A 21,320-nucleotide genomic window follows, 5' to 3' on the forward strand; every position below is an offset into this window, starting at 1 on the left:
TGAGCGTGCCTTCCTTCGTCAGGATCAGTTTCAGGAAGTCCAGAAGGTTGCGGGCGTAGAGCGCGGAGGCATCGGCGCCGACCATCGAAGCGAGATTCGTGTGGCCGACGATATGCACGCCATGCTTCATCACCACCGTGTCGACTTCGGTGAGCGGACAGTTGCCGCCTTTCTTGCCCTCGAACTCGGGACCGCGACCGGCGGCGAGATCGACGATCACGGAGCCCGGCTTCATGTGCTTGACCGTTTCGACGGAAATCAGCGTCGGAGCGGGACGGCCGGGAATCAGCGCCGTCGAGATGACGATGTCCGCCGCCTTCGCACGCTCGTGCACTTGCGCCGCCTGCCGCGCGAGCCAGCTCGGCGGCATCGGGCGCGCATAGCCGCCGACGCCTTCGGCCGCCTCGCGTTCTTCATCGGTCTCGAACGGCACGTCGACGAACTTCCCGCCGAGCGATTCGATCTGCTCCTTCACGGCCGGACGCACATCGGACGCTTCGACGACCGCGCCGAGACGCTTGGCCGTCGCGATCGCCTGCAGACCGGCCACGCCCGCGCCGAGCACGAGCACGCGCGCCGCTTTCACGGTGCCCGCGGCGGTCATCAGCATGGGCATGAAGCGCTGGTAGTACTGGCAGGCCATCAGCACCGCCTTGTACCCGGCGATGTTCGCCTGCGACGAGAGCACGTCGAGGCTCTGCGCGCGCGTCGTGCGCGGCGCGGCTTCGAGCGCGAACGCGGTGACGTTCGCGGACGCGAGCCGCGCCGTGTTCTCGGTGTTGAAGGGATCGAGCATGCCGACGAGCACGGTGCCCGGTTTGAGCATCGCCAGTTCGCTTTCGCTCGGCGATTGCACTTTGAGGACGATCTCGGCGGAAAAGGCCGTGGCCGCATCGACGATATCCGCGCCCGCCTGAGCGAACGCATCGTCGATATAACTTGCCGGCAAGCCCGCGCCGCTCTGGACAGAAACGCGATGTCCTTGCGTAACGAGCTTTTTGACCGTTTCGGGCGTAGCGGCGACGCGCGCCTCATTCGCCCGCGTTTCAGCAGGCACTCCGATGTGCATCTTCAAATCCTCCTGTCTTTGTTGCCACCGTCGCCTGGGAAGGCTTAGGAAGGCTTAAGGCTGAGTTTTTATTTCAAATGCTGGAACTTACGGCTATCGCAACTGTAACCGAAGATTGCGCGCGCAAGAATCCGATCCGGCACTCGTTCCGTTTTGCCCACACTCGGCGCTTACCCTTAGGGCGGGTGCGCGGGATCTGTGCGGGGACGGTAAAATATCTCACCATGAAATCAGACACTTGGGCCCCCCACGTTACGGTGGCTGCCATCGTCGAGCGCGAAGGGCGCTTTCTCGTCATCGAGGAGCACACGTCGGCAGGGCTGCGAATCAACCAACCGGCCGGTCATCTGGAAGCGGGCGAGACGCTCGTCGAAGCGGTGATCCGCGAGACGCTCGAGGAAACGGCGCATCGCTTCGAGCCCGAGGCGCTCGTCGGCGCGTACATGACGCACTTCGCGCGGCCGGGGCGCGATGTCACGTATCTGCGCTTCACGTTCTGCGGCAAGTCGGCGGGCGAAGAGACCGGTCGTTCGCTCGATGACGGCATCGTGCGCGCGATGTGGCTCACCGCCGACGAGCTGCGCGCGTCGGCGCAAAGGCATCGGACGCCGCTCGTGATGAAGTGTGTCGAGGATTATTTATCCGGGCGGCGGGTGCCGCTCGATTTCATTCATACGCATTCGGTCGCGCCGGTGGTGCGGGCCTGAGGCTCGGGGCTTTGATCGGCCTTCAGCAAACGCGGTATCCCTATGAGCAAGCGAAGAGTAGTGGTGGGCATGTCGGGCGGCGTCGATTCGTCGGTCACGGCATGGCTTCTGAAGGAGCAAGGCTACGACGTGGTCGGCCTCTTCATGAAGAACTGGGAAGATGACGACGACGGCGAATACTGTTCGACGCGTCAGGACTGGATCGACGTGGTGTCGGTCGCGGATCTGCTCGGCATCGACGTCGAGGCGGTCAACTTCGCCGCGGAGTACAAGGACCGCGTGTTCGCCGAGTTCCTGCGCGAATATTCGGCGGGCCGCACGCCCAATCCGGACGTGCTCTGCAACGCCGAGATCAAGTTCAAGGCGTTTCTCGATCACGCGATGTCGCTCGGCGCGGAAACCATCGCGACGGGTCACTACGCGCGCGTGCGCGAGCACGACGGTCTCTTTCAACTGCTCAAGGCCACCGATTCGACGAAGGATCAGTCGTACTTTTTGCATCGGCTGAATCAGGCGCAACTGTCGAAGACGCTGTTCCCGCTCGGCGAGATCCCGAAGACGAAAGTGCGCGAGATCGCCGCACAGATCGATTTGCCGAACGCGAAGAAGAAGGATTCGACCGGCATCTGCTTCATCGGCGAACGGCCGTTCCGCGAATTCCTGAACCGCTATCTGCCGACCAAACCCGGCCCGATGAAAACGGCCGACGGCAAGATCGTCGGCGAGCATATCGGGCTCGCGTTCTATACGTTCGGGCAGCGAAAGGGCATCGGCATCGGTGGCGCGAAGGACGGCAGCGGCGAGCCGTGGTTCGTCGCCGGCAAGGACATGGCCAGCAACACGCTGTATGTCGTGCAGGGGCACGATCATCCGTGGCTGTTGTCGCCGACGCTCGTCGCCGGCAACACGAGCTGGGTCGCGGGCTTCGCGCCGCAAGAGGGCGCGGCGTGCGGAGCCAAGACGCGCTATCGCCAGCAGGACGCGGCGTGCCGCTTCGCCCGCGCGGACGATGGCCGCTTCGCGCTGCATTTCGACGACGCGCAATGGGCCGTGACGCCAGGCCAGTCCGCCGTGCTGTATCAGGGGGATATATGCCTGGGCGGCGGCATCATCGAGCAGGCGGCGGCCGGGCAGGATGCGCCGCAGGCCGCGGCGCTTGCCGCCGCGCGCTGATCCCGGCGACGAGCCCTGGCTTCGGCTGGGGCTTTTTTTCTCGCTGCGCGCAGGCCGCCCCCTATCGATCCGATAAAAACTTTTTTGATACAAGCGCTTGACTGTCTATCTAGTGATAGATAAATTAAGCGCACCGAATGCAGGGACATAGACGAAAATGGACAGGAACACGGTACGCGAAGCGCTGCTGGACCACGCTCAGACGCTCCTGATGACGCGCGGATACAACGGTTTCAGCTACCGCGACCTGTCCGATCTCGTCGGCGTGAAGACGTCCAGCATCCACTATTACTTTCCGACCAAGGAAGATCTCGCGCTCGAGGCGGTGAACGCGTACAGCGCGGACGTGATGTCGACGATCTACGCGATCGACAGCTCCGCCCCGGCCGACAAGAAGCTCGATCGCTACACGAAGCTGTTCGGGCGGATCATCGGCGGCGGCAACCAGATTTGCCTGTGCGGCATGCTCGCCGCGGATATCGAATCGCTGCCGGAGAAGGTGCGGCACGCGGTGCAGTCGTTCTACAAGGCCAACGAGAACTGGCTGGCGAAAGTGCTCGCCGAAGGCGAAGCTCAGGACACACTCGATGCGGGTGGACGTCCGGAAGCGGCGGCGCGCACGCTGTACGCGGCGTTTCAGGGAAGCTTGCTCGCGTGCCGCCTGTTCCAGACGCGGGCGCGGCTGGACGAAGTCGCGAACGCTTTCCGCCGGTAGATAAACCTGTGGATAACCATGTGAAAAACGTTTTGTTCATCGCCACGATGTCTATCTTTACATAGATAGATTTTGGCGAGAAAAAGCATGGGTTTGGTCAGCATCGCCAATCCATCCGTTGATATGGCCATATGACGGAGTGGCATCGAAGAAAAGCTGGAATTGCCAAGGCTCATATGATCTTGCCGTAACCAGTTATCTATCTAGCGGTAGATAAATTCATTAAACCAATATCGCTCACGTTTTCAAGTCGCCTGATCGAATCGAAAGGAGTACCTCATGAAGAAACTCGGAGCTGCCGTCCTCGCTACTGCCGTTGCAAGCGCCGTTCTGGCGCAGCCAGCCGCGCATGCGCAATCCGCTGCGCCCGTCCTGGAGCCCGCGACGCAGCGGTTCATCGACACCCTCGCGGCGAACAACGCGCCGCCGATCTACACGCTGTCGCCCGCCGACGCGCGCAACGTGCTCGCCGGAGCGCAGGCTCAGCCGGTCCAAAAGCAGCCGGCGAAGATCGAGGATCTCGTGATCGAAGCGGGGCCGACCGGCAAGATCGCGCTGCGTATCGTGCGGCCCGAGCGCGCGATCGGCGCGCTGCCGGTCATCATGTATTTCCACGGCGGCGGCTGGGTGCTCGGCGACAGGAACACGCACGACCGTCTCGTGCGCGAAATCGCCAATGGTGCGCAGGCGGAAGTCGTGTTCGTCGACTACGACCGCTCGCCCGAAGCGAAGTATCCGGTGCCGATCGAACAGGCGTACGCGGCAACGCGCTACGTCGCGGATCACGCACGCGAATTCAACATCGATGCGTCGCGTATGGCGGTCGCGGGCGACAGCGTCGGCGGCAACATGGCGGCGGCTGTGACCCTGCTCGCGAAGGAGCGCGGCGGGCCGAAGTTGCGGGTGCAAGTGCTTTTCTATCCGGTGACCGACGCGAATTTCGACGACGCCTCGTACACGCAGTTCGCGAACGGCCCGTGGCTGACCCGCGACGCGATGAAATGGTTCTGGGACGCCTACGCGCCGAACGCAGCGGATCGCGCGAAGATCACCGCATCGCCGCTGCGCGCGAGTATCGAGGATTTGAAGGGCTTGCCGCCGGCGCTCGTCATCACCGATGAAAACGACGTGCTGCGCGACGAAGGCGAAGCGTATGCGCGCAAGCTGACGCAGGCGGGCGTGCCGGTCACGTCGACGCGCTACAACGGCACGATCCACGACTTCGTGATGCTCAACGCGCTGGCCGATACGCCCGCGACACGCGCGGCTGTCGCCCAGGCGAACGAGACGCTCAAAGCCGCGTTGAAGAAATGAGGGAAGGACGCTCCCGCCGCGCGCGGGAGCGCTGTCGCGCGAATCAGACCGGCGCGGTATCGACGAACGACTGGCGCTGCGAAAGGCGCGCGAAGTATTTGTCGAGGTTCGGATGCGCTTCGCGCCAGTTCAGATCGGGCATGCGGAAATCCAGATAACCGAGCGCGCAGCCGCACGCGATATCCGCGAGCGTGAAGCGGTTCGCCGAGCACCACTGCTTCGAGCCGAGCCCGCGCGCCATCGCGCGCAAGCCGTTTTCCACTTTTTGACGCTGGCGCGCGACCCACTTCTCGCTGCGATGCGCTTCCTCGCGCACCACGCCTTCGAGACGGATCAGCACGGCGGCGTCGAGCATGCCGTCGGCGAGCGCTTCCCAGCAACGCACTTCGGTGCGCTCGCGCCGCTCCTGCGGCAACAGCTTGCCGACGGGCGTCAGTGTGTCGACGTACTCGCAGATGACGCGCGAATCGAACACCGCTTCGCCGTCGTCCAGGATGAGGCAGGGCACCTTGCCGAGCGGGTTGTAGTCATGGATCTTCGAATCGGATGCCCAAACGTCCTCGAGCACCAGTTCGCAGTCGATCTTCTTTTCCGCCATGACGATCCGCACTTTGCGGACAAACGGGCTGGGGTGCGAACCGATCAGTTTCATCATCAATTTTTTGCGTTTATTCGGAATGCAGGCGACGACGATCTTAACCGGGCGCGCACGGCCATCGGCAAATTCGAGACGGCGGCGCCCGACAATGTCGCCTGCGGACAACATGAAGCGCGCCCGGTGCGATGCCGGGCGCAAGGATCATTGCGCGTTGGCAGTCGCCGCCGCGCTCGCGGACGGGCACGGCAGGAGCGGCACGGTGGCCGGCGCGGAAGCGGGCTTCGCGGCCGCGCCGCCCTTGCCCTTCGCGGGCGCGACCGGCGCGTTCGCCGTCACGCGCGGCAGCGAACCCAGGCTGCGCACGCCGGCCGAGATCGCTGTGGCGAGTTCGCCGACCGCCTTGCGATGGCCATCGACGAGCGCGTCGTAACCGGTGCCCACGCGCTCCTCCGCGACGGTCCGGCATGTCAGCACGGTGTCCGAACCGGCGGCGCGCACGCTCCACACGGCGTCGATCAGCGCCTGCGAGTCCGGCCACGATTCGAAGCGCTTAACGTTCACCTTGACGCGATACACCGGCACCGATTCCGGATGCGGCGTGCCGTAGACATCGATCGCGCCCAACTGCTGCGTGAGATCGGAAGAAAGCGCGCGCCGCACTTCGTCGCCGGGCAGCGACGCCCAGCGCTCCTCTTCGAGCACGCGCACCTGCGCGGGACTCGTCTGCACGACCAACTGATTCTTCGCGACCTGCTGCGGCATGTCGACGGGCGCGAGCTCGAAATAGAACGAAGCGGGCGCGGAGGACACGGGGCGCGCGTCGCCTCCGCCGAGCGTGTAGAAACGGCTCGTCGGCGAAGCGCAGGCGGCGAGCATCGCGGCCGCGCCCAGAGTCGATATCAACGAGCCGAACTTCATGGTTTGTCTCCCGATTTTCCGCGCAAGAGCGATTCCGGATGGCGTTCCAGATAATCCGCGAGCGAGTTGAGCGATTGAAGCGTGCGCGTGAGTTCCTGCAGCGCCTGATGCACGTCCGACTGAAGCGGCGAGTCCGACTGCAGCGTGGATTGCGCCTGTCCGAAGGTCTTCCGCGCCTCCGTGAGCGTGTCGCGCATTTCCGGCATGACTTCCTTGTCGAGCCGGCCGAAGAGCGCATTCGCGTTCTTGAGCGAGCCGTTCAGGTTGTCGCCGATCTGGTCGAACGGAATCTTGTCGATCTTGCGCGCGATGTCCGCGATCTGCAGTTGCAGTTCGTCGAGCGTGTTCGGCACGGTCGGCAGTTCGAGCGGATCGTTGTGGAAGTTCACCTTCGCGGGCGCCGCCTTCGGGAAGAAGTCGAGCGCGATATACAACTGGCTCGTCAGCAGGTTGCCGGTGCGCAGTTGTCCGCGCAGGCCGCGTGTCACGAGCAGTTGCAGCATGTCCTGGCTTGCCGGCGACCCTTGCTCGGGCAGCACCTGCTTCGCGCGGCGGCCGAGGCGATCGGGATAGAGATCGATCGTGACCGGCATCATGAAGGAATGCGACTTCTGATCGTATTGCACACCGATGCCCGTGACCTGGCCGAGCACGATCCCGCGGAAATCGACCGGCGCGCCGACCGACAGCCCGCGCAGCGACTGATTGAAGTTCATCACGACGTGCACGGCCTGTCCGTCGGGATCGCGCATGGCGTCGGCCTGATCGGAGGCGAGGCGGAACGTCGCGCTGTTCTGCGCCTGCGGCCCGGCTTGTTGGTTCGGAGGCGTCTGGAACGCGATGCCGCCCAGCACGACCGTCGCGAGCGATTGCGTGTTGAGCGTGAAGCCGCTCGAGTCGAGCCGCAGGTCGACGCCGCTCGCATGCCACCAGCGCGAGTTGGTGCCGACATACTGATCGTACGGCGCGTTGACGAACACCTGCAGCGTGACGCCGGTGCCGTCCTTGTCGAGCGAGAACGCGACGACCTGCCCGACCTGCACGCGCCGGTAATACACCGGCGAGCCGATATCGAGCGAGCCGAGCGATTCGCCGTGCAGCGTGAAGGTGTGGCCCTTCTGATCGCCGGTGACCGCGGGCGGCGTTTCCATGCCGACGAAGTAGGTCTCGTCCTCGGTCGACTTGCCCGCATCGACACCGATATACGCGCCGGACAGGAGCGTCGAAAGCCCGGTCACGCCGCTCGCCGCGACGCGCGGACGCACGACCCAGAAGCGCGTGTCCTTCACCGCGAAATCGGTGGCTTCCTTGGTGAGCAGCACGTCGACGAGCACGCGCGAATGATCCTTCGACAGCGTGATGGTCTTGACCGTGCCGATATCCACGTCCTTGAATTTCACCTTCGTCTTGCCCGGCTCGAGGCCTTCCGCGGAGACGAAGCTGATGGTCACGGTCGGCCCGCGGCTCGACACCGTCTTCACGACGAGAATCACGCCGATCAGCGCCGCGACGAGCGGAATGACCCACACGAGCGAAGGCAGCCAGCGGCTGCGCGGCTCGATCACGGGTTCGGGGAGATTCGGCGGCAGGCCGCCGCCTTTGCCGTTGCCGCTGCCGGCGGACGGCGGTGCCGGCTGCTTCGGGTCGTTCGGACCTTGGGCACTAGTCATAAGTCTTTCCTGACGGTTCGATGTTGTCCCACATGAGGCGCGGGTCGAATTGCATGGACGCGATCATCGTCAGCACGACGACCGACGCGAACGCGAGCGCGCCCGGTCCCGGCGTGATGACGGCGAGCGACTTGAAGCGCACGAGCGCGATGGTCAGCGTGATCACGAAGACGTCGAGCATCGACCAGCGCCCGATGCCCTCGACGATGCGAAAGAGCGTCGTGCGCTGGCGCGGTTCCCACGTCGAGCGCCGCTGCACGCTGATGGTGAGAAACGCGAGCGTGACGAGCTTGAGCATCGGCACGAGAATGCTGGCGATGAAAATCACCGCGGAGAGCGGATAGTCGCCGTCGTTCCAGAAGAGCGCGACGCCGCTCATGATGGTGTCGTCCTCGGAGCCGAGAATCGACGACGTGTGCATGATCGGAAAGAGATTCGCGGGAATATAGAGAATCGCCGCGCTGATGAGCAACGCCCACGTGCGCGCGATGCTGTCCGGATGGCGCCGGTGCACGACCGCGTTGCAGCGCGTGCAGCGCTGCTTCTCGACGGTGTGCGCGAGCGGCTGCACGAGGCCGCACGCGTGACAGGACACGACGTTCGCGCGCGACGCCGTGGTGTACTGCGTCGTGCTCGCCCGCTCGCCAGCGGCCGGATCGATGGATTCGTTCACGATTTCTGCCTCGCTTCGGAAGTAGTGCGCTCGCTGCCGTTCGCCTGCTTCGTCTCGCCGCGCGGGCCGAGCCCGCTCGCGATATCCCACAGCGCGCGCGGATCGAAGCTCACGACGACCGCGAACATCAAGGTCAGCGCGCCGAAGGCGAAGAGCGCCGCTTCGGGAATCACGCGCGCGATGCTCACCATCTTCACGAGCGTGACGAGCACGCCGAGCATGAAGACTTCGATCATTCCCCACGGGCGCACGAACTGGATGCCGCGCAGAAGCGCGTTGAAGCCCGGCGGCACATGGCCCGAGCGCAGCGGAATCAGCACGTAAAGCAGCGCGAGCAGTTCGCACAACGGAAAGAGAATGGTCGAGCAGAAGACGAGCACCGCCATGATCTCCATCTGCTCGTTCCACAATGCGACGATCGCGCCGATGAGCGTCGTCTGCGACGTGAGCCCGTTGGCGTCCAGTTCGACGATGGGAAACCCCTGCGCGATCACGAACGTGACGAGCGCGGCGAGCGTCATTGCGCAGATTTTGTCGAGGTTCGATGAAATGCTGCGATAAAGCAGCGATCCGCAGCGGGGGCACTTCGCCGAAGTGCGCTGGGGCAGCACACGTTTGTGGAAGAGCGCGTCGCATTCGTGACACGCGATCAGATCGTCCGGTTCGTTCGCGTTCATGTTTCGAGGCCCGAAAATGTCGAGCGTATTTGTCGGGCCGCGAGGACCGGCTCCGACGGAAGTGAGCAAGCAGCGGGCCAGCGCGAATGGTAACAAATGCTGAGTGGCAGACGAACTGCGGGCGAATTGGAGAGGCACGTCGAGCGCGCGGAATGAAACCGCTTGTCCGCCCGTTATTACTTTGATGCCGCAATCCGTGGCGGTTCGCGCCGCTGTGTCGCGCCTGCGATCGACCGTTGCATGCGTGGAATAGTTCGTTGCATGCGCGGCACGTAAGGACGCGGCATGATGACGGGAAAGCCCGCCAAGCCGCGCCAGTCCTGGCTGTGCGTGCTCGCGGCGGGCCGTTTTGCTTGCTCTGGCAAATCGGTAGTGTTGATGTAGCATGGCGGCCTTGGATACCTGCCGTCGGCCGATGACAGGCCGGAGAACATCGAACACATTGGGTGAAAGCATGATGGAAAGCAGCGCACGCATCGCGACGACGGCGCCGGCGCAACGATACAGCGCCACGGCGATCGGTCTGCACTGGCTGATTGCGTTGTTGATCGTGGGCGGCTTCTGGCTCGGCTGGATCATGACCGACATTCCGGGCATCACGCCGACGAAGCTCAAATACTTCTCCTGGCACAAGTGGATCGGCGTGACGGTGTTCGCGCTCGCGCTCGTGCGCCTCGTCTGGCGCGCGACGCACCCGACGCCGCCGATGCCCGACGGCATGCCGCGCTGGCAGCAAAGCGCGGCCAATCTCACGCACTTCCTGCTCTATCTGCTGATGCTCGTGATTCCCGCGTCAGGTTATCTGTACAGCTCGGCCGCGGGCATTCAGGTGGTGTACCTCGGCGTGCTGCCGCTGCCGACGATCATCGGCCCGGACAAGGCGCTGAAGGCGACGCTGCGCATCGTGCATGTCGCGTTGAACTACACGCTGCTGTTCTTCGTCGTGATGCATGTGCTCGCTGCGCTGAAGCATCATTTCATCGACCGCGATGGCTTGCTCGCACGCATGCTGCCGTTTCTCAGATAAGCGCATCGTATTGTTTCCTCGCCGTTGGCAGGCCGTTTCCCGGCGGCTGATTGTTCTCGCGTTCTTTTGATTTCCAATACCGGTTTGCTGTTGCGAACCGTTTGAATAGGGCACACATGAAAGTGAAACTCAATCGTTGGATGCTGGCTGCGGCGGCTTCGCTCGCTTTGGTCGCCGGCGCGCATGCGCAGGTGGACATGAGCAAGAGCACGGTGATCGCCACCTCGAAGCAGATGAACGTGCCCACCGACGGCAAGTTCAACAAGTTCACCGCGCAGATCGCGTTCGATCCGGCAAAGCCGACGGCGGGCTCGGCGAACATCACCATCGACACCGGCAGCTACGATCTCGGCGACGACGAGTACAACAAGCAGGTGCGCGGCGCGGAATGGTTCGACGCAGCCAAGTATCCGACCGCGACCTTCGCCTCCAGCGCGATCGCACCGGCGGGCGGCAACAAGTACAACGTGACGGGCAAGATCACGATCAAGGGCAAGTCGCAGACGGTCACGGTGCCCGTGACGGTCACGCAACAGGGCGCGACGGAAACCTTCGACGGCGCGCTGCCGATCAAGCGCACCCAGTTCGATGTCGGAACGGGCGAATGGAAGGACACGTCGATCGTCGCGGATGACGTCGTCATCAAGTTTCACATCGTCGCCGCGAAGAAGTAAGCGGCGCTTCAGTCACACACGACGCATATTCAGCGTATCTGGTTAGTCAGGAGAAGAACTTGAAAAAGCTTTCGATCATCGCAGCGGGTGCGCTCGCACTGGGTCTGTCGGCAGGCGCGATGGCCGCCGACACGTATCAGCTCGACCCGAACCATACCTATCCGAGCTTCGAGGCGGACCACTTCGGCGGCGTGTCGACGTGGCGCGGCAAGTTCAACAAGAGCAGCGGCACGGTGGTGCTCGATCGCGCGGCGAAGACCGGCACGGTCGACGTGACGATCGACGTCGCCTCGGTCAACACCGGCAACGTGAAGCTGGACGAGCATCTGCAGAAGGCGGAATTCTTCGATGTCGCGAAGTACCCGACGGCGGTGTACAAGGGCACGTCGATCAAGTTCGACGGCGACAAGCCTTCGGAAGTGATCGGCACGCTGACGATGCACGGCGTGACGAAGCCGATCAACCTGAAGGTCGAGAGCTTCAAGTGCTTTATGAACCCGATGATGAAGAAGGAAGTGTGCGGCGTCGAAGCGACGACGACCTTCGATCGCGGCGACTTCGGGATGGACTACGGCAAGGCGTATGGTTTCAGCCTGAAGACGGTGCTGCATATCCAGGCTGAGGGCGTGAAGCAGTAAGTCGGGTGCCTCGAAAAAAAGCGGCCGGTCTGTGAAGACCGGCCGCTTTTTTTACGCCCTGACGAAACGCTGGAGACTCAAACCTGCGCCCCCGCGTTCGGATCGTTCGGATCGAACTTGTCCTTCTTGTCCTTCACGAGATCCTCGCGCTTCACGCCGAACCACATCGCGAGCGCCGCCGCGACGAACACCGACGAATAGATACCGAAAAGAATACCGACGGTAAGCGCCAGCGCGAAGTAGTGCAGCGTCGGGCCGCCGAAGAAGAACATCGACAGCACCATCATTTCCGTACAGCCGTGGGTGATGATCGTGCGCGACATCGTGCTCGTGATCGCGTGGTCGATCACTTCCTTCACGGTCATCTTGCGCTGCTTGCGGAAGGTCTCGCGAATCCGGTCGAAGATAACCACCGATTCGTTCACCGAGTAGCCGAGCACCGCGAGAATCGCCGCCAGCACCGACAGCGAGAACTCCCACTGGAAGAACGCGAAGAAGCCGAGAATGATCACCACGTCGTGAAGGTTCGCGATGATGCCCGCCACCGCGTACTTCCACTCGAAGCGGAACGACAGATAGATCACGATGCCGATCACCACGCACGCGAGCGCGAGCAGCCCGTTGGTGACCAGCTCCTTGCCGACCTGCGGACCGACGAACTCGACGCGCTGCAGCTTCACCTGCGCGTTGTCGGCCTTGAGCGCGTTCATCACCTGATCGCTCTGCTGGGCGGACGTCAGCCCCTGCTTGAGCGGCAGACGGATCAGCACGTCCTGCGAGGTGCCGAAGTTCTGCACCTGCGCATCGGCATAGCCGAGCTTCGCCATGGCCGCGCGCACGGGTTCGGGCGACGCGGCTTGCGGATACTGCACCTCGACGACCGTGCCGCCGGTGAACTCCACCGACAGATGCAGGCCGCGATGCACGAGGAAGAACACGGCCACGAGGAACGTCACGAGCGAGATCACGTTGAAGATCAACGCGCGCTCCATGAACGGCAAATCGCGGCGAATGCGGAAGAATTCCATTGTCTATTTCTCCGGACTCAGCGGAATCAGCGGGACTCGCCCGGTTTCTGTTGATCGACGCCCGGGCCCGAGCGGCGGCGTACCGTCGGTTTGCCGGAGCGTGCTTGCGCCTGGCCCGTCGCGCGCGGCGCGGCTACCGCCGTCTTGGTCTTGCCCTTCGCGGTCTTCACGATTTCGTCGACCGGCGATTCGTCGCCGCGCTGTGCGGCGAGATAAGCCGCCGCGGCCGCTTCGGCATTCGTGCCTTCCGGCCGCCACACCTGGCCGATCGCGAGCGTCTTCAGCTTCTTCTTGCCGCCGTACCACAGGTTCACGAGGCCGCGCGAGAAGAACACCGCCGAGAACATCGACGTGAGAATGCCGATACAGTGCACGACCGCGAAGCCGCGCACCGGGCCCGAGCCGAACGCGAGCAGCGCGAGACCGGCGATCAGCGTGGTGACGTTCGAGTCGAGGATCGTGGCCCACGCGTGCTTGAAGCCTTCCTGGATCGCGGTTTGCGGCGGCGCGCCGTTGCGCAGTTCCTCGCGGATACGCTCGTTGATCAGCACGTTAGCGTCGATGGCCATACCGAGCGCGAGCGCGATAGCCGCGATGCCCGGCAAGGTCAGCGTCGCCTGCAGCAGCGAGAGGATCGCGACGAGCAGGAGCAGGTTGACCGACAGCGCGAGCATGGAGAACAGGCCGAACAGCAGGTAGTACGCGACCATGAAGATGGCGATCGCGGCGAAACCGTACTGCACCGAATCGAAGCCCTTCTTGATGTTGTCCGCGCCGAGGCTCGGGCCGACCGTGCGTTCCTCGATGATGTCCATCGGCGCCGCGAGCGAGCCCGCGCGCAGCAGCAGCGCGAGATCGGCGGCGGCTTGCGGCGTCGGCTGGCCGGTGATCTGGAAGCGGTCGCCGAGTTCCGACTGGATGGTCGCGACCGTCAGCACTTCGCCCTTGCCCTTTTCGAACAGGACCATCGCCATCGGCTTGCCGATGTTGTCGCGCGACACCGCCGACACTGCGCGGCCGCCGGCGGAATCGAGACGGATGTTGACGGAGGGGCGCTGATGATCGTCGAAGCCCGCCGATGCATCCACGATGCGGTCGCCGGTGAAGATCACCTGCTTGCGCAGCAGCACGGTGCGGTCGCCCTGCTTGAACGCTTCGTCGCCGGCCGGCACCGCTTCGTTCGGGCCGATATACGTGTTGACCGGATCGGCGAGGCGCGCTTCGAGCGTCGCCGTGCGGCCGATGATGTCCTTCGCCTTCGCCGTGTCCTGCACGCCCGGCAGTTCGACCACGATGCGGTCCGAGCCCTGCTGCTGGATGACCGGCTCCGCGACGCCCAGTTCGTTCACGCGGTTATGCAGCGTCGTGATGTTCTGCTTGAGCGCGCCGTCTTCGACCGCCTTCTGCGTGTCCGGCGAGAAGGTGCCGACCACCTGGAAGCCGTCGCCGCCCTGGCGCGTGGTCCATTGCAGTTCGGACACGCCGGTCTGGAGCAGGGTGCGCGCGTTGTCGGCGGTCGCCTGTTCGGAGAAGCTCACGACGACCGACTGCCCGACGCGGTTCACGCCGCCATCGCGGACATTGCGGTCGCGCAGATAGGTGCGCGCGTCGGCGGCGTCGGAGTCGAGCTTCTTGTTGAGCGCGCCGGCCATGTCCACTTGCAGCAGGAAGTGCACGCCGCCGCGCAGGTCGAGACCGAGGTACATCGGCAGCGCGTGCAGGGCCGTCAGCCAGCGCGGCGAGGCGCTCTGCAGGTTCAGCGCGACGATGTACTGCGGGTCGCTCGGATCGGTGTTCAGCGACTTGCTGAGCAGGTCCTTCACGCGCAATTGCGTGTCGGTGTCCTTCAGGCGCACGCGGATGTTCGCGTTCATCTGCGAGTTGTCGAACGTGACTTCGTCAGCCTTGATGCTGTTCGCGGCGAGCGCGGCTTCGACATTCGAAAGCGTCGCCGAATCGAGCTTGACGGTCGCCTTGCCGCTCGATACCTGAACTGCGGGCGCCTCGCCGAAGAAATTGGGCAGCGTGTACACGAGGCCGATGACGAGCGCCACCAGCATCACGACATACTTCCAGAGGGGATAACGATTCATGGGGATGGGCCGACCGTAAAGTTGGCTTCGGAGGAGAGGGCGTCCGGCGATATGCGCGACGAGCCGGTCGGATGACTCGGATGGCTCGGTGAGCGAGGCCGCGCCGGACGCGGAAGAACGAGTGGCCTTACAGCGACTTGATCGTGCCCTTCGGGAGAATGGTCGTCACGGCCGCCTTCTGGATGGTGATTTCGGTGCCTTCGGCGATTTCCACGCCGACGTAGGCATCCGACACCTTCGTGATCTTGCCGACGATGCCGCCGTTCGTCACCACTTCGTCGCCCTTCGCCATGGCGGAGAGCATGTTGCGATGCTCCTTCTGACGCTTCATCTGCGGACGGATCATGATGAAGTACAGCACCGCGAACATCAGGATGAGCGGCAGGAAGCTCATCAGCTGGGATTCCGCGCCACCACCGGTTGCGCCTTGTGCGAAGGCATTGGAAATGAACGACACGTTGGTCTCTCCGTTGTTACATCGAAATAATGACTGGAAGTCAGCCCGGCATTCTACCACCCGCACTTGTCCTTAAATGCCCGAATGCGCTTTGTCATCAAGCCGTTACGGGCGGTTCGCGGGATTTTCCGCAAGCGGTAGAAAGCAGATTGTAAAGCTTGGCGAAACGAAGCCGCGCGTTTTCAGTCCACGCCGCGCGCGCGGTTCTTCGCGAACGTCTTGCGAAACGCCTCGAACGTATGATTTTCGATCGATTCCCGCACTTCGCCAATGAGCTGGAGGTAATAGTGCAGGTTGTGAATCGTGTTCAATTGCGCGCCCAGAATCTCGCCGACGCGGTGCAAATGATGCAGATACCCGCGCGTGAAGTTCTGGCACGTGTAGCAGGTGCAGCTTTCGTCGAGCGGCTTCATCGAGTTCTTGTGTGTCGCGTTCTTGATCTTGAGATCGCCGAAACGCGTGAAGAGCCAGCCGTTGCGCGCGTTGCGCGTGGGCATCACGCAGTCGAACATGTCGACGCCCGCCGCGACGCCCGCGACGAGATCCTCCGGCGTGCCGACGCCCATCAGGTAGTGCGGCTTGTCGGCGGGCAGCTTCGGGCCGATGTGATTCAGCACGCGCATCATGTCTTCCTTCGGCTCGCCGACCGAGAGACCGCCGATAGCGAGGCCGTGGAAACCGATGTCCGACAGACCCGCGAGCGATTCGTCGCGCAGATCCTCGAACATGCCGCCCTGGACGATGCCGAAGAGCGCGTTCGGATTGCCGAGGCGGCCGAACTCGTCGATGGAGCGCTTCGCCCAGCGCATCGACATGCGCATGGAATCCGCGGCGTCCTTGTGCGAGGTCGGGATGCCGTTGGTCGCGTAGGGCGTGCACTCGTCGAACTGCATGACGATGTCGGAGTTCAGCACCTTCTGGATCTGCATCGACACTTCGGGCGAGAGGAAGAGCTTGTCGCCGTTGATCGGGGAAGCGAACGTGACGCCATCTTCGGTGATCTTGCGCAGATCGCCGAGCGAAAAGACCTGAAAGCCGCCGGAGTCCGTGAGAATCGGACGGTTCCAGCCCATGAACTTGTGCAAGCCGCCGTGCGCGCCGATGACTTCCAGCCCGGGACGCAGCCACAGGTGAAACGTGTTGCCGAGGATGATCTGTGCGCGAATTTCTTCGAGCTCGCGCGGCTGGATTGCCTTGACGGTGCCGTAGGTGCCGACCGGCATGAAGATCGGCGTCTCGACGACACCGTGATTGAGCGTGAGACGGCCGCGGCGCGCCTGGCCATCGGTCGTCAGCAATTCGAACTTGAGCCCGTTTTCGGGCGGGGTAAATTGACCAGCGGTCATCAATGAAGCTCCGATGCAACCGGAAAACAGTCCGGCGCAAAAGTTGTTGAAGAAACTTATTTCTGGCGAGTCAGCAGCATCGCGTCGCCATAGCTGAAAAAGCGGTAGCGCTCGTCGATCGCGTGACGATACGCAGCGCGGATCGTCTCCATGCCCGCGAACGCGGAAACGAGCATCAGCAGCGTGGACTTGGGCAGATGGAAATTCGTCACGAGACGGTCGACGACGCGGAATTCGTAGCCCGGCGTGATGAAGATATCGGTTTCGGCCTGCGTCGCGGCGAGCGGGCGGCCCGCCACGGCGGCGTCGCGCGCGGCGGCTTCGAGCGCGCGCATCGACGTGGTGCCGACGGCGATCACCTTGTTGCCGCGCGCCTTCACCGCCGCGATGCGGTCGACGAGCGATTGCGGCAGGTCGTACCACTCGCTGTGCATCTTGTGTTCGGCGATGTTTTCCACGCGCACCGGCTGGAACGTGCCCGCGCCGACGTGCAACGTGAGCGTCGCGCGCTCGACGCCGCGCGCATCGAGCTCGGCGAAGAGCGCGTCGTCGAAATGCAGGCCGGCGGTCGGCGCGGCCACCGCGCCGGGATTGGCCGCATAAACGGTCTGATAACGCGTTTCGTCGTAGGCGTCGGCGTCGTGCTCGATGTACGGCGGCAGCGGCAAGCGCCCGTGCTGCTCGATGAGCGTCAGGCATTCAGCCGGAAAATGCAGCGTGTAGAACGGCTCGACGCGCTCGCCGACGGTCACGTCGAACGCATCGGCGAGGCGGATCGTGCTGCCTTGCGTCGGGCTCTTGCTCGCGCGGATCTGCGCGAGCGCCGTGGTCGCGCCGGTCAGGCGCTCGACGAGCACTTCCACGCGCCCGCCGCTGGCTTTCTGGCCGAGGAAGCGCGCCTTGAGGACTTTGGTATCGTTGAAGACCAGCAGATCGCCGGACTCGATCAGATCCGGCAGTTCGGAGAAACGCCGGTCGACGAGCGCGGCCGGAGTCGTGCCGTTGTCGACTTCGAGCAGACGGCTCGCGCTGCGCTCGGCGAGCGCACTCTGCGCGATCAGCTCGGGCGGCAGATTAAAATCGAAATCGGAAAGCGTGAACATGGCGTGAATGAAGCGCGAACAGGACGCGAACACGGCGCAAACGCGCCGAACAAACCTCATATTGTACTTTGCGAAGAGAGTCGATGCCCTTGTCCGACCGCCGCCCGGCTTCCCAGACCGATCCGCTGACCGTGGAGGAAAGCGAACCGCCGCGTGCCGCCGCGCCGGCGCGCAAGAAGGCGAAAGCGGAGGAAAAGCCCAAGCCCGTCGTGAAGACCGCGGACAAGCTCGCCAAGCTCGGCCTCAAATCCGACATCGATCTCGTCCTGCATCTGCCGATGCGCTACGAGGACGAAACCTCGCTCACGCCCATCGGTGAGCTGATTCCCGGCGATATCGCGCAGACCGAAGGCGTCGTGTTCGACAACGAGATCGCGTATCGGCCGCGCCGCCAGTTGCTCGTCAAGATCCACGACGACGCCGGCGACGAGCTCACGCTGCGTTTTCTCAACTTCTACGGCTCGCAGGTCAAGCAGATGGCGATCGGCACGCGTTTGCGTGTGCGCGGCGACGTGCGCGGCGGCTTCTTCGGGCTGGAAATGGTGCACCCGGCGGTGCGCCCCGTCGATGACGGCACGCCGCTGCCGCAGGCGCTCACGCCCGTTTATCCGTCGACGGCGGGCATCTCGCAGGCCTACTTGCGCAAGGCGATCGACAACGCGATCACGCGCGTCGATCTGCCGGAACTGCTGCCGGAGCCGATCGCGCGCGCGCATCTCGCGCCGCTGAACGTGCCCGGCCTGCTCGATGCCGTCAGGACGCTGCATCATCCGCGCGCGGATTCGGACGAAACCGCGCTCATCGACGGCACGCATCCGGCGTGGACGCGCATCAAGTTCGAGGAACTGCTCGCGCAGCAACTGTCGCTGAAGCGCGCGCACGAGGAGCGGCGCACGCGCGCCGCGCCCGCGATGCCGCGACGCCTTCCCGACGACGACGCCTCGCTCGTCGTGCGTCTGCTGCGCGCGCTGCCGTTCGCGCTGACCGGCGCGCAGCAACGCGTGGTCGCGGAAATCGCGGGTGAACTGACGCTCGCGCATCCGATGCAGCGTCTCCTTCAGGGCGATGTCGGCAGCGGCAAGACGATCGTCGCGGCGCTGGCGGCGGCGCAGGCCATCGACGCGGGTTATCAGGCCGCGCTCATGGCGCCCACCGAAATTCTCGCGGAGCAGCACGCGCGCAAGCTGCGCGGCTGGCTCGAGCCGCTCGGCATCACGGTCGCGTGGCTCGCGGGCAGTCTCAAGGCGAAGGAAAAGCGCGCCGCGCTCGAAGCGGCGGCGCTCGGCACGGCGCAACTGATCATCGGCACGCACGCGATCATTCAGGATGCGGTGGAGTTCGCGCGCCTCGGGCTCGTGATCGTCGACGAGCAGCATCGCTTCGGCGTCGCGCAGCGGCTCGCATTGCGCGCCAAGGCGCTGAACGCGGCGGACGGCCGTGCCGACTTCCAGCCGCATCAGCTGATGATGTCCGCCACGCCGATCCCGCGCACGCTCGCGATGACCTACTACGCGGATCTCGACGTCTCGACCATCGACGAATTGCCGCCCGGCCGCACGCCGATCCTGACCAAAGTGGTCTCGGACGGCAGGCGCGACGAGATCATCGGCCGCGTGCGCGAGGCGGCGCTGACCGGGCGCCAGGTCTATTGGGTGTGTCCGCTGATCGAGGAGAGCGAGACGCTGCAACTTCAGACGGCCGTCGAGACGTACGAAACGCTCGTCGCCGCGCTGCCGGAATTGCGCGTCGGGCTGGTGCACGGACGCCTCGCGCCCGCCGAGAAGGCCGCGGTGATGGATGCGTTCTCGCGAAACGAAGTGCAACTGCTCGTCGCGACGACGGTGATCGAAGTCGGCGTCGACGTGCCCAACGCGTCGCTGATGGTGATCGAGCACGCGGAGCGCTTCGGGCTCGCGCAGTTGCATCAGTTGCGCGGGCGCGTGGGGCGGGGCAGCGCGGCGTCCGTCTGCGTGCTGATGTACTCGAATCCGCTTTCGCAGACGGCCCGCGCGCGCCTGCAAACCATGCGCGAAACCACCGACGGCTTCGAGATCGCGCGGCGGGACCTCGAAATCCGCGGCCCCGGCGAGTTTCTCGGCGCGCGGCAATCGGGCGAGGCGATGCTGCGTTTCGCGAGCCTCGAAAACGACGGCTGGCTGATCGAGCCCGCGCGCGAAGCCGCCGACCAGATGCTCAGGTCGTTCCCCGACGCCGTCACGCGCCATCTCGCGCGCTGGCTCGGTGCGCGCGAGCATTATTTAAAGGCGTGATGGCTGAACTTGCGCGGGTCTCGTCGGTCCCTATTTGGGCTCACGCGGCCCGCTGTTGTCTAGTACGGGCGGCGGGTGTATAAGTCAAACCTATCGAATCAATGTATTTCATTGGCCTCCAATGACGCTCACTGAACTGAAGTACATCGTCGCGGTGGCGCGCGAACGGCATTTTGGCCGCGCGGCCGAGGCGTGCTTCGTGAGCCAGCCGACGCTGTCGGTGGCGATCAAGAAGCTCGAAGACGAACTCAACGTGCAGATCTTCGAGCGCGGCACGAGCGAAGTCAGCGTGACGCCGATCGGCGAGCAGATCGTCACGCAAGCGCAGCGCGTGCTTGAACAGACGCTCGCCATCAAGGAAATCGCCAAGCAGGGCAAGGATCCGCTCGTCGGACCGCTGCGTCTCGGCGTCATCTACACGATCGGACCGTATCTGCTGCCGACGCTCGTCAAGCAGATGATCAAGGCGGTCCCGCAGATGCCGCTAATGCTCCAGGAGAATTACACGCTCAAGCTGATCGAGCTCCTGAAGCAGGGCGAGATCGATGTCGCGATCATGGCGCTGCCGTTCCCCGAAACCGGCCTCATGGTGCGCGCGCTGTACGACGAGCCGTTCGTCGTCGCGATGCCGTCCGGCCACGCGTGGGAAAACCGCCCGAAGATCGATCCCGACGATCTCAAGCAGGAAACCATGCTTTTGCTCGGCAGCGGTCACTGCTTCCGCGATCATGTGCTCGGCGTGTGTCCGGAACTCATGCGCTTCTCGCAGAACGCGGACGGCATCCAGAAGACTTTCGAAGGTTCGTCGCTGGAGACGATTCGCCATATGGTCGCGAGCGGCGTCGGCATCACGGTGCTTCCGCGTATGTCGGTGAGCGAGGTGAAGCCGCATGCGCCGGGCATCGATTCCGGCCTGCTCAGCTACGTGCCGTTCGATGAACCGGTGCCGGATCGCCGCGTCGTGCTCGCGTGGCGCAAGAGCTTCACGCGCCTGCCCGCCATCGACGCCATCTGCGAGGCGATCGCCAATTGCGATTTGCCGGGCGTCAAAAAGCTCGATATGCCCGTCGCGGTGAACTGAGTTTTCCTTTGCAGACGCGCGGCCCCCGGTTTCCGGGGCGCCGCGCGTTTTTATTTCCCTACGCGAAACTCCGCCTATCGTATAGATAA

At 64.0% G+C, this 21,320-nt stretch carries 20 protein-coding genes; 9 read left to right on the plus strand and 11 right to left on the minus strand.

Annotation, left to right across the window (positions count from 1 at the left end; translation table 11 throughout):
- On the minus strand, positions 1-1,069 hold a 1,069-nt coding region (locus tag AWB78_RS11105; RefSeq protein WP_062604631.1), incomplete at its 3' end, for a Re/Si-specific NAD(P)(+) transhydrogenase subunit alpha.
- Positions 1,070-1,293: 224 nt separating this feature from the next.
- On the opposite strand from AWB78_RS11105, the gene AWB78_RS11110 reads away from it, so the two are divergent.
- From AWB78_RS11110 to AWB78_RS11125, 4 genes are all read left to right on the plus strand, one after another.
- Positions 1,294-1,776, plus strand: a complete 483-nt coding sequence (locus tag AWB78_RS11110) for an NUDIX hydrolase (RefSeq protein WP_062604632.1) — start codon at positions 1,294-1,296, stop codon at positions 1,774-1,776.
- Between the two features lie 42 nt (positions 1,777-1,818).
- Entirely contained in the window at positions 1,819-2,949 is a 1,131-nt protein-coding gene (mnmA, locus tag AWB78_RS11115; RefSeq protein WP_062604633.1) for a tRNA 2-thiouridine(34) synthase MnmA, read from the plus strand.
- 157 nt (positions 2,950-3,106) lie between these two features.
- Positions 3,107-3,664, plus strand: coding sequence for a TetR/AcrR family transcriptional regulator (locus AWB78_RS11120; protein WP_062604634.1), 558 nt, complete (start codon positions 3,107-3,109; stop codon positions 3,662-3,664).
- A 279-nt stretch (positions 3,665-3,943) separates the two neighbouring features.
- Positions 3,944-4,978 carry an alpha/beta hydrolase gene (locus AWB78_RS11125; protein ID WP_062604635.1) on the plus strand — a complete coding sequence of 345 codons (1,035 nt, stop codon included), beginning with the start codon at positions 3,944-3,946 and terminating at the stop codon, positions 4,976-4,978.
- Positions 4,979-5,021: 43 nt separating this feature from the next.
- Here the strand turns inward: AWB78_RS11125 and AWB78_RS11130 are convergent, their stop codons facing one another.
- The 5 genes from AWB78_RS11130 to AWB78_RS11150 all read right to left on the minus strand — a co-directional run bounded on the left by AWB78_RS11130 (position 5,022) and on the right by AWB78_RS11150 (position 9,514).
- Positions 5,022-5,633, minus strand: a complete 612-nt coding sequence (locus AWB78_RS11130; protein WP_198399250.1) for a glutathione S-transferase C-terminal domain-containing protein — start codon at positions 5,631-5,633, stop codon at positions 5,022-5,024.
- A gap of 144 nt (positions 5,634-5,777) precedes the next feature.
- Positions 5,778-6,494: a PqiC family protein gene (locus tag AWB78_RS11135; protein ID WP_062604636.1), complete on the minus strand. Its 717-nt coding sequence runs from the start codon at positions 6,492-6,494 to the stop codon at positions 5,778-5,780.
- Entirely contained in the window at positions 6,491-8,164 is a 1,674-nt protein-coding gene (locus AWB78_RS11140; protein WP_062604637.1) for a PqiB family protein, read from the minus strand. The genes AWB78_RS11135 and AWB78_RS11140 overlap by 4 nt, the downstream gene beginning before the upstream one ends.
- Positions 8,157-8,837 (minus strand): paraquat-inducible protein A, encoded by a 681-nt coding sequence (locus AWB78_RS11145; protein ID WP_082883287.1) that lies wholly within the window; start codon positions 8,835-8,837, stop codon positions 8,157-8,159. Before AWB78_RS11145 ends, AWB78_RS11140 begins: the two co-directional genes overlap by 8 nt.
- Positions 8,834-9,514, minus strand: a complete 681-nt coding sequence (locus tag AWB78_RS11150; protein WP_062604638.1) for a paraquat-inducible protein A — start codon at positions 9,512-9,514, stop codon at positions 8,834-8,836. The genes AWB78_RS11145 and AWB78_RS11150 overlap by 4 nt, the downstream gene beginning before the upstream one ends.
- A gap of 457 nt (positions 9,515-9,971) precedes the next feature.
- Between AWB78_RS11150 and AWB78_RS11155 the strand changes: the two genes are divergently transcribed.
- The 3 genes from AWB78_RS11155 to AWB78_RS11165 all read left to right on the plus strand — a co-directional run bounded on the left by AWB78_RS11155 (position 9,972) and on the right by AWB78_RS11165 (position 11,853).
- Complete coding sequence (locus AWB78_RS11155; protein WP_062604639.1) at positions 9,972-10,541, plus strand: cytochrome b; 570 nt, start codon at positions 9,972-9,974, stop codon at positions 10,539-10,541.
- Between the two features lie 116 nt (positions 10,542-10,657).
- Positions 10,658-11,215 carry a YceI family protein gene (locus AWB78_RS11160; protein ID WP_062604640.1) on the plus strand — a complete coding sequence of 186 codons (558 nt, stop codon included), beginning with the start codon at positions 10,658-10,660 and terminating at the stop codon, positions 11,213-11,215.
- 59 nt (positions 11,216-11,274) lie between these two features.
- On the plus strand, positions 11,275-11,853 hold the full coding sequence (locus tag AWB78_RS11165; RefSeq protein ID WP_062604641.1) for a YceI family protein: 579 nt from the start codon (positions 11,275-11,277) through the stop codon (positions 11,851-11,853).
- A gap of 77 nt (positions 11,854-11,930) precedes the next feature.
- On the opposite strand, the gene secF is transcribed toward AWB78_RS11165, so the two are convergent.
- The 5 genes from secF to queA all read right to left on the minus strand — a co-directional run bounded on the left by secF (position 11,931) and on the right by queA (position 17,880).
- Positions 11,931-12,881: a protein translocase subunit SecF gene (secF, locus tag AWB78_RS11170; RefSeq protein WP_062604642.1), complete on the minus strand. Its 951-nt coding sequence runs from the start codon at positions 12,879-12,881 to the stop codon at positions 11,931-11,933.
- A gap of 26 nt (positions 12,882-12,907) precedes the next feature.
- Positions 12,908-14,974 (minus strand): protein translocase subunit SecD, encoded by a 2,067-nt coding sequence (gene secD, locus AWB78_RS11175; protein ID WP_062604643.1) that lies wholly within the window; start codon positions 14,972-14,974, stop codon positions 12,908-12,910.
- A 127-nt stretch (positions 14,975-15,101) separates the two neighbouring features.
- Complete coding sequence (gene yajC / locus AWB78_RS11180; RefSeq protein WP_062604644.1) at positions 15,102-15,431, minus strand: preprotein translocase subunit YajC; 330 nt, start codon at positions 15,429-15,431, stop codon at positions 15,102-15,104.
- 182 nt (positions 15,432-15,613) lie between these two features.
- The gene (gene tgt / locus AWB78_RS11185) at positions 15,614-16,777 is read right to left on the minus strand and encodes a tRNA guanosine(34) transglycosylase Tgt (RefSeq protein ID WP_062604645.1); all 1,164 of its coding nucleotides are present in this window, start codon (positions 16,775-16,777) and stop codon (positions 15,614-15,616) included.
- Between the two features lie 56 nt (positions 16,778-16,833).
- On the minus strand, positions 16,834-17,880 hold the full coding sequence (queA, locus tag AWB78_RS11190) for a tRNA preQ1(34) S-adenosylmethionine ribosyltransferase-isomerase QueA (protein WP_062604765.1): 1,047 nt from the start codon (positions 17,878-17,880) through the stop codon (positions 16,834-16,836).
- 83 nt (positions 17,881-17,963) lie between these two features.
- Between queA and recG the strand changes: the two genes are divergently transcribed.
- Both recG and AWB78_RS11200 read left to right on the plus strand, forming a co-directional pair.
- The gene (gene recG / locus AWB78_RS11195) at positions 17,964-20,150 is read left to right on the plus strand and encodes an ATP-dependent DNA helicase RecG (protein WP_062604646.1); all 2,187 of its coding nucleotides are present in this window, start codon (positions 17,964-17,966) and stop codon (positions 20,148-20,150) included.
- A gap of 121 nt (positions 20,151-20,271) precedes the next feature.
- The gene (locus tag AWB78_RS11200) at positions 20,272-21,231 is read left to right on the plus strand and encodes a hydrogen peroxide-inducible genes activator (RefSeq protein WP_062604647.1); all 960 of its coding nucleotides are present in this window, start codon (positions 20,272-20,274) and stop codon (positions 21,229-21,231) included.
- Positions 21,232-21,320: the final 89 nt, after the last annotated feature.

The organism is Caballeronia calidae, from assembly GCF_900044055.2.
Lineage (GTDB): Bacteria > Pseudomonadota > Gammaproteobacteria > Burkholderiales > Burkholderiaceae > Caballeronia > Caballeronia calidae.

Bases quoted from the DNA above. Each gene is read 5' to 3' on its own strand.
- AWB78_RS11110 (WP_062604632.1), top strand. From the start codon at position 1,294: ATGAAATCAGACACTTGGGCCCCCCACGTTACGGTGGCTGCCATCGTC.
- mnmA (WP_062604633.1), top strand. From the start codon at position 1,819: ATGAGCAAGCGAAGAGTAGTGGTGGGCATGTCGGGCGGCGTCGATTCG.
- AWB78_RS11120 (WP_062604634.1), top strand. From the start codon at position 3,107: ATGGACAGGAACACGGTACGCGAAGCGCTGCTGGACCACGCTCAGACG.
- AWB78_RS11125 (WP_062604635.1), top strand. From the start codon at position 3,944: ATGAAGAAACTCGGAGCTGCCGTCCTCGCTACTGCCGTTGCAAGCGCC.
- AWB78_RS11130 (WP_198399250.1), bottom strand. From the start codon at position 5,633: ATGATGAAACTGATCGGTTCGCACCCCAGCCCGTTTGTCCGCAAAGTG.
- AWB78_RS11135 (WP_062604636.1), bottom strand. From the start codon at position 6,494: ATGAAGTTCGGCTCGTTGATATCGACTCTGGGCGCGGCCGCGATGCTC.
- AWB78_RS11140 (WP_062604637.1), bottom strand. From the start codon at position 8,164: ATGACTAGTGCCCAAGGTCCGAACGACCCGAAGCAGCCGGCACCGCCG.
- AWB78_RS11150 (WP_062604638.1), bottom strand. From the start codon at position 9,514: ATGAACGCGAACGAACCGGACGATCTGATCGCGTGTCACGAATGCGAC.
- AWB78_RS11155 (WP_062604639.1), top strand. From the start codon at position 9,972: ATGGAAAGCAGCGCACGCATCGCGACGACGGCGCCGGCGCAACGATAC.
- AWB78_RS11160 (WP_062604640.1), top strand. From the start codon at position 10,658: ATGAAAGTGAAACTCAATCGTTGGATGCTGGCTGCGGCGGCTTCGCTC.
- secF (WP_062604642.1), bottom strand. From the start codon at position 12,881: ATGGAATTCTTCCGCATTCGCCGCGATTTGCCGTTCATGGAGCGCGCG.
- secD (WP_062604643.1), bottom strand. From the start codon at position 14,974: ATGAATCGTTATCCCCTCTGGAAGTATGTCGTGATGCTGGTGGCGCTC.
- tgt (WP_062604645.1), bottom strand. From the start codon at position 16,777: ATGACCGCTGGTCAATTTACCCCGCCCGAAAACGGGCTCAAGTTCGAA.
- queA (WP_062604765.1), bottom strand. From the start codon at position 17,880: ATGTTCACGCTTTCCGATTTCGATTTTAATCTGCCGCCCGAGCTGATC.
- recG (WP_062604646.1), top strand. From the start codon at position 17,964: ATGCCCTTGTCCGACCGCCGCCCGGCTTCCCAGACCGATCCGCTGACC.
- AWB78_RS11200 (WP_062604647.1), top strand. From the start codon at position 20,272: ATGACGCTCACTGAACTGAAGTACATCGTCGCGGTGGCGCGCGAACGG.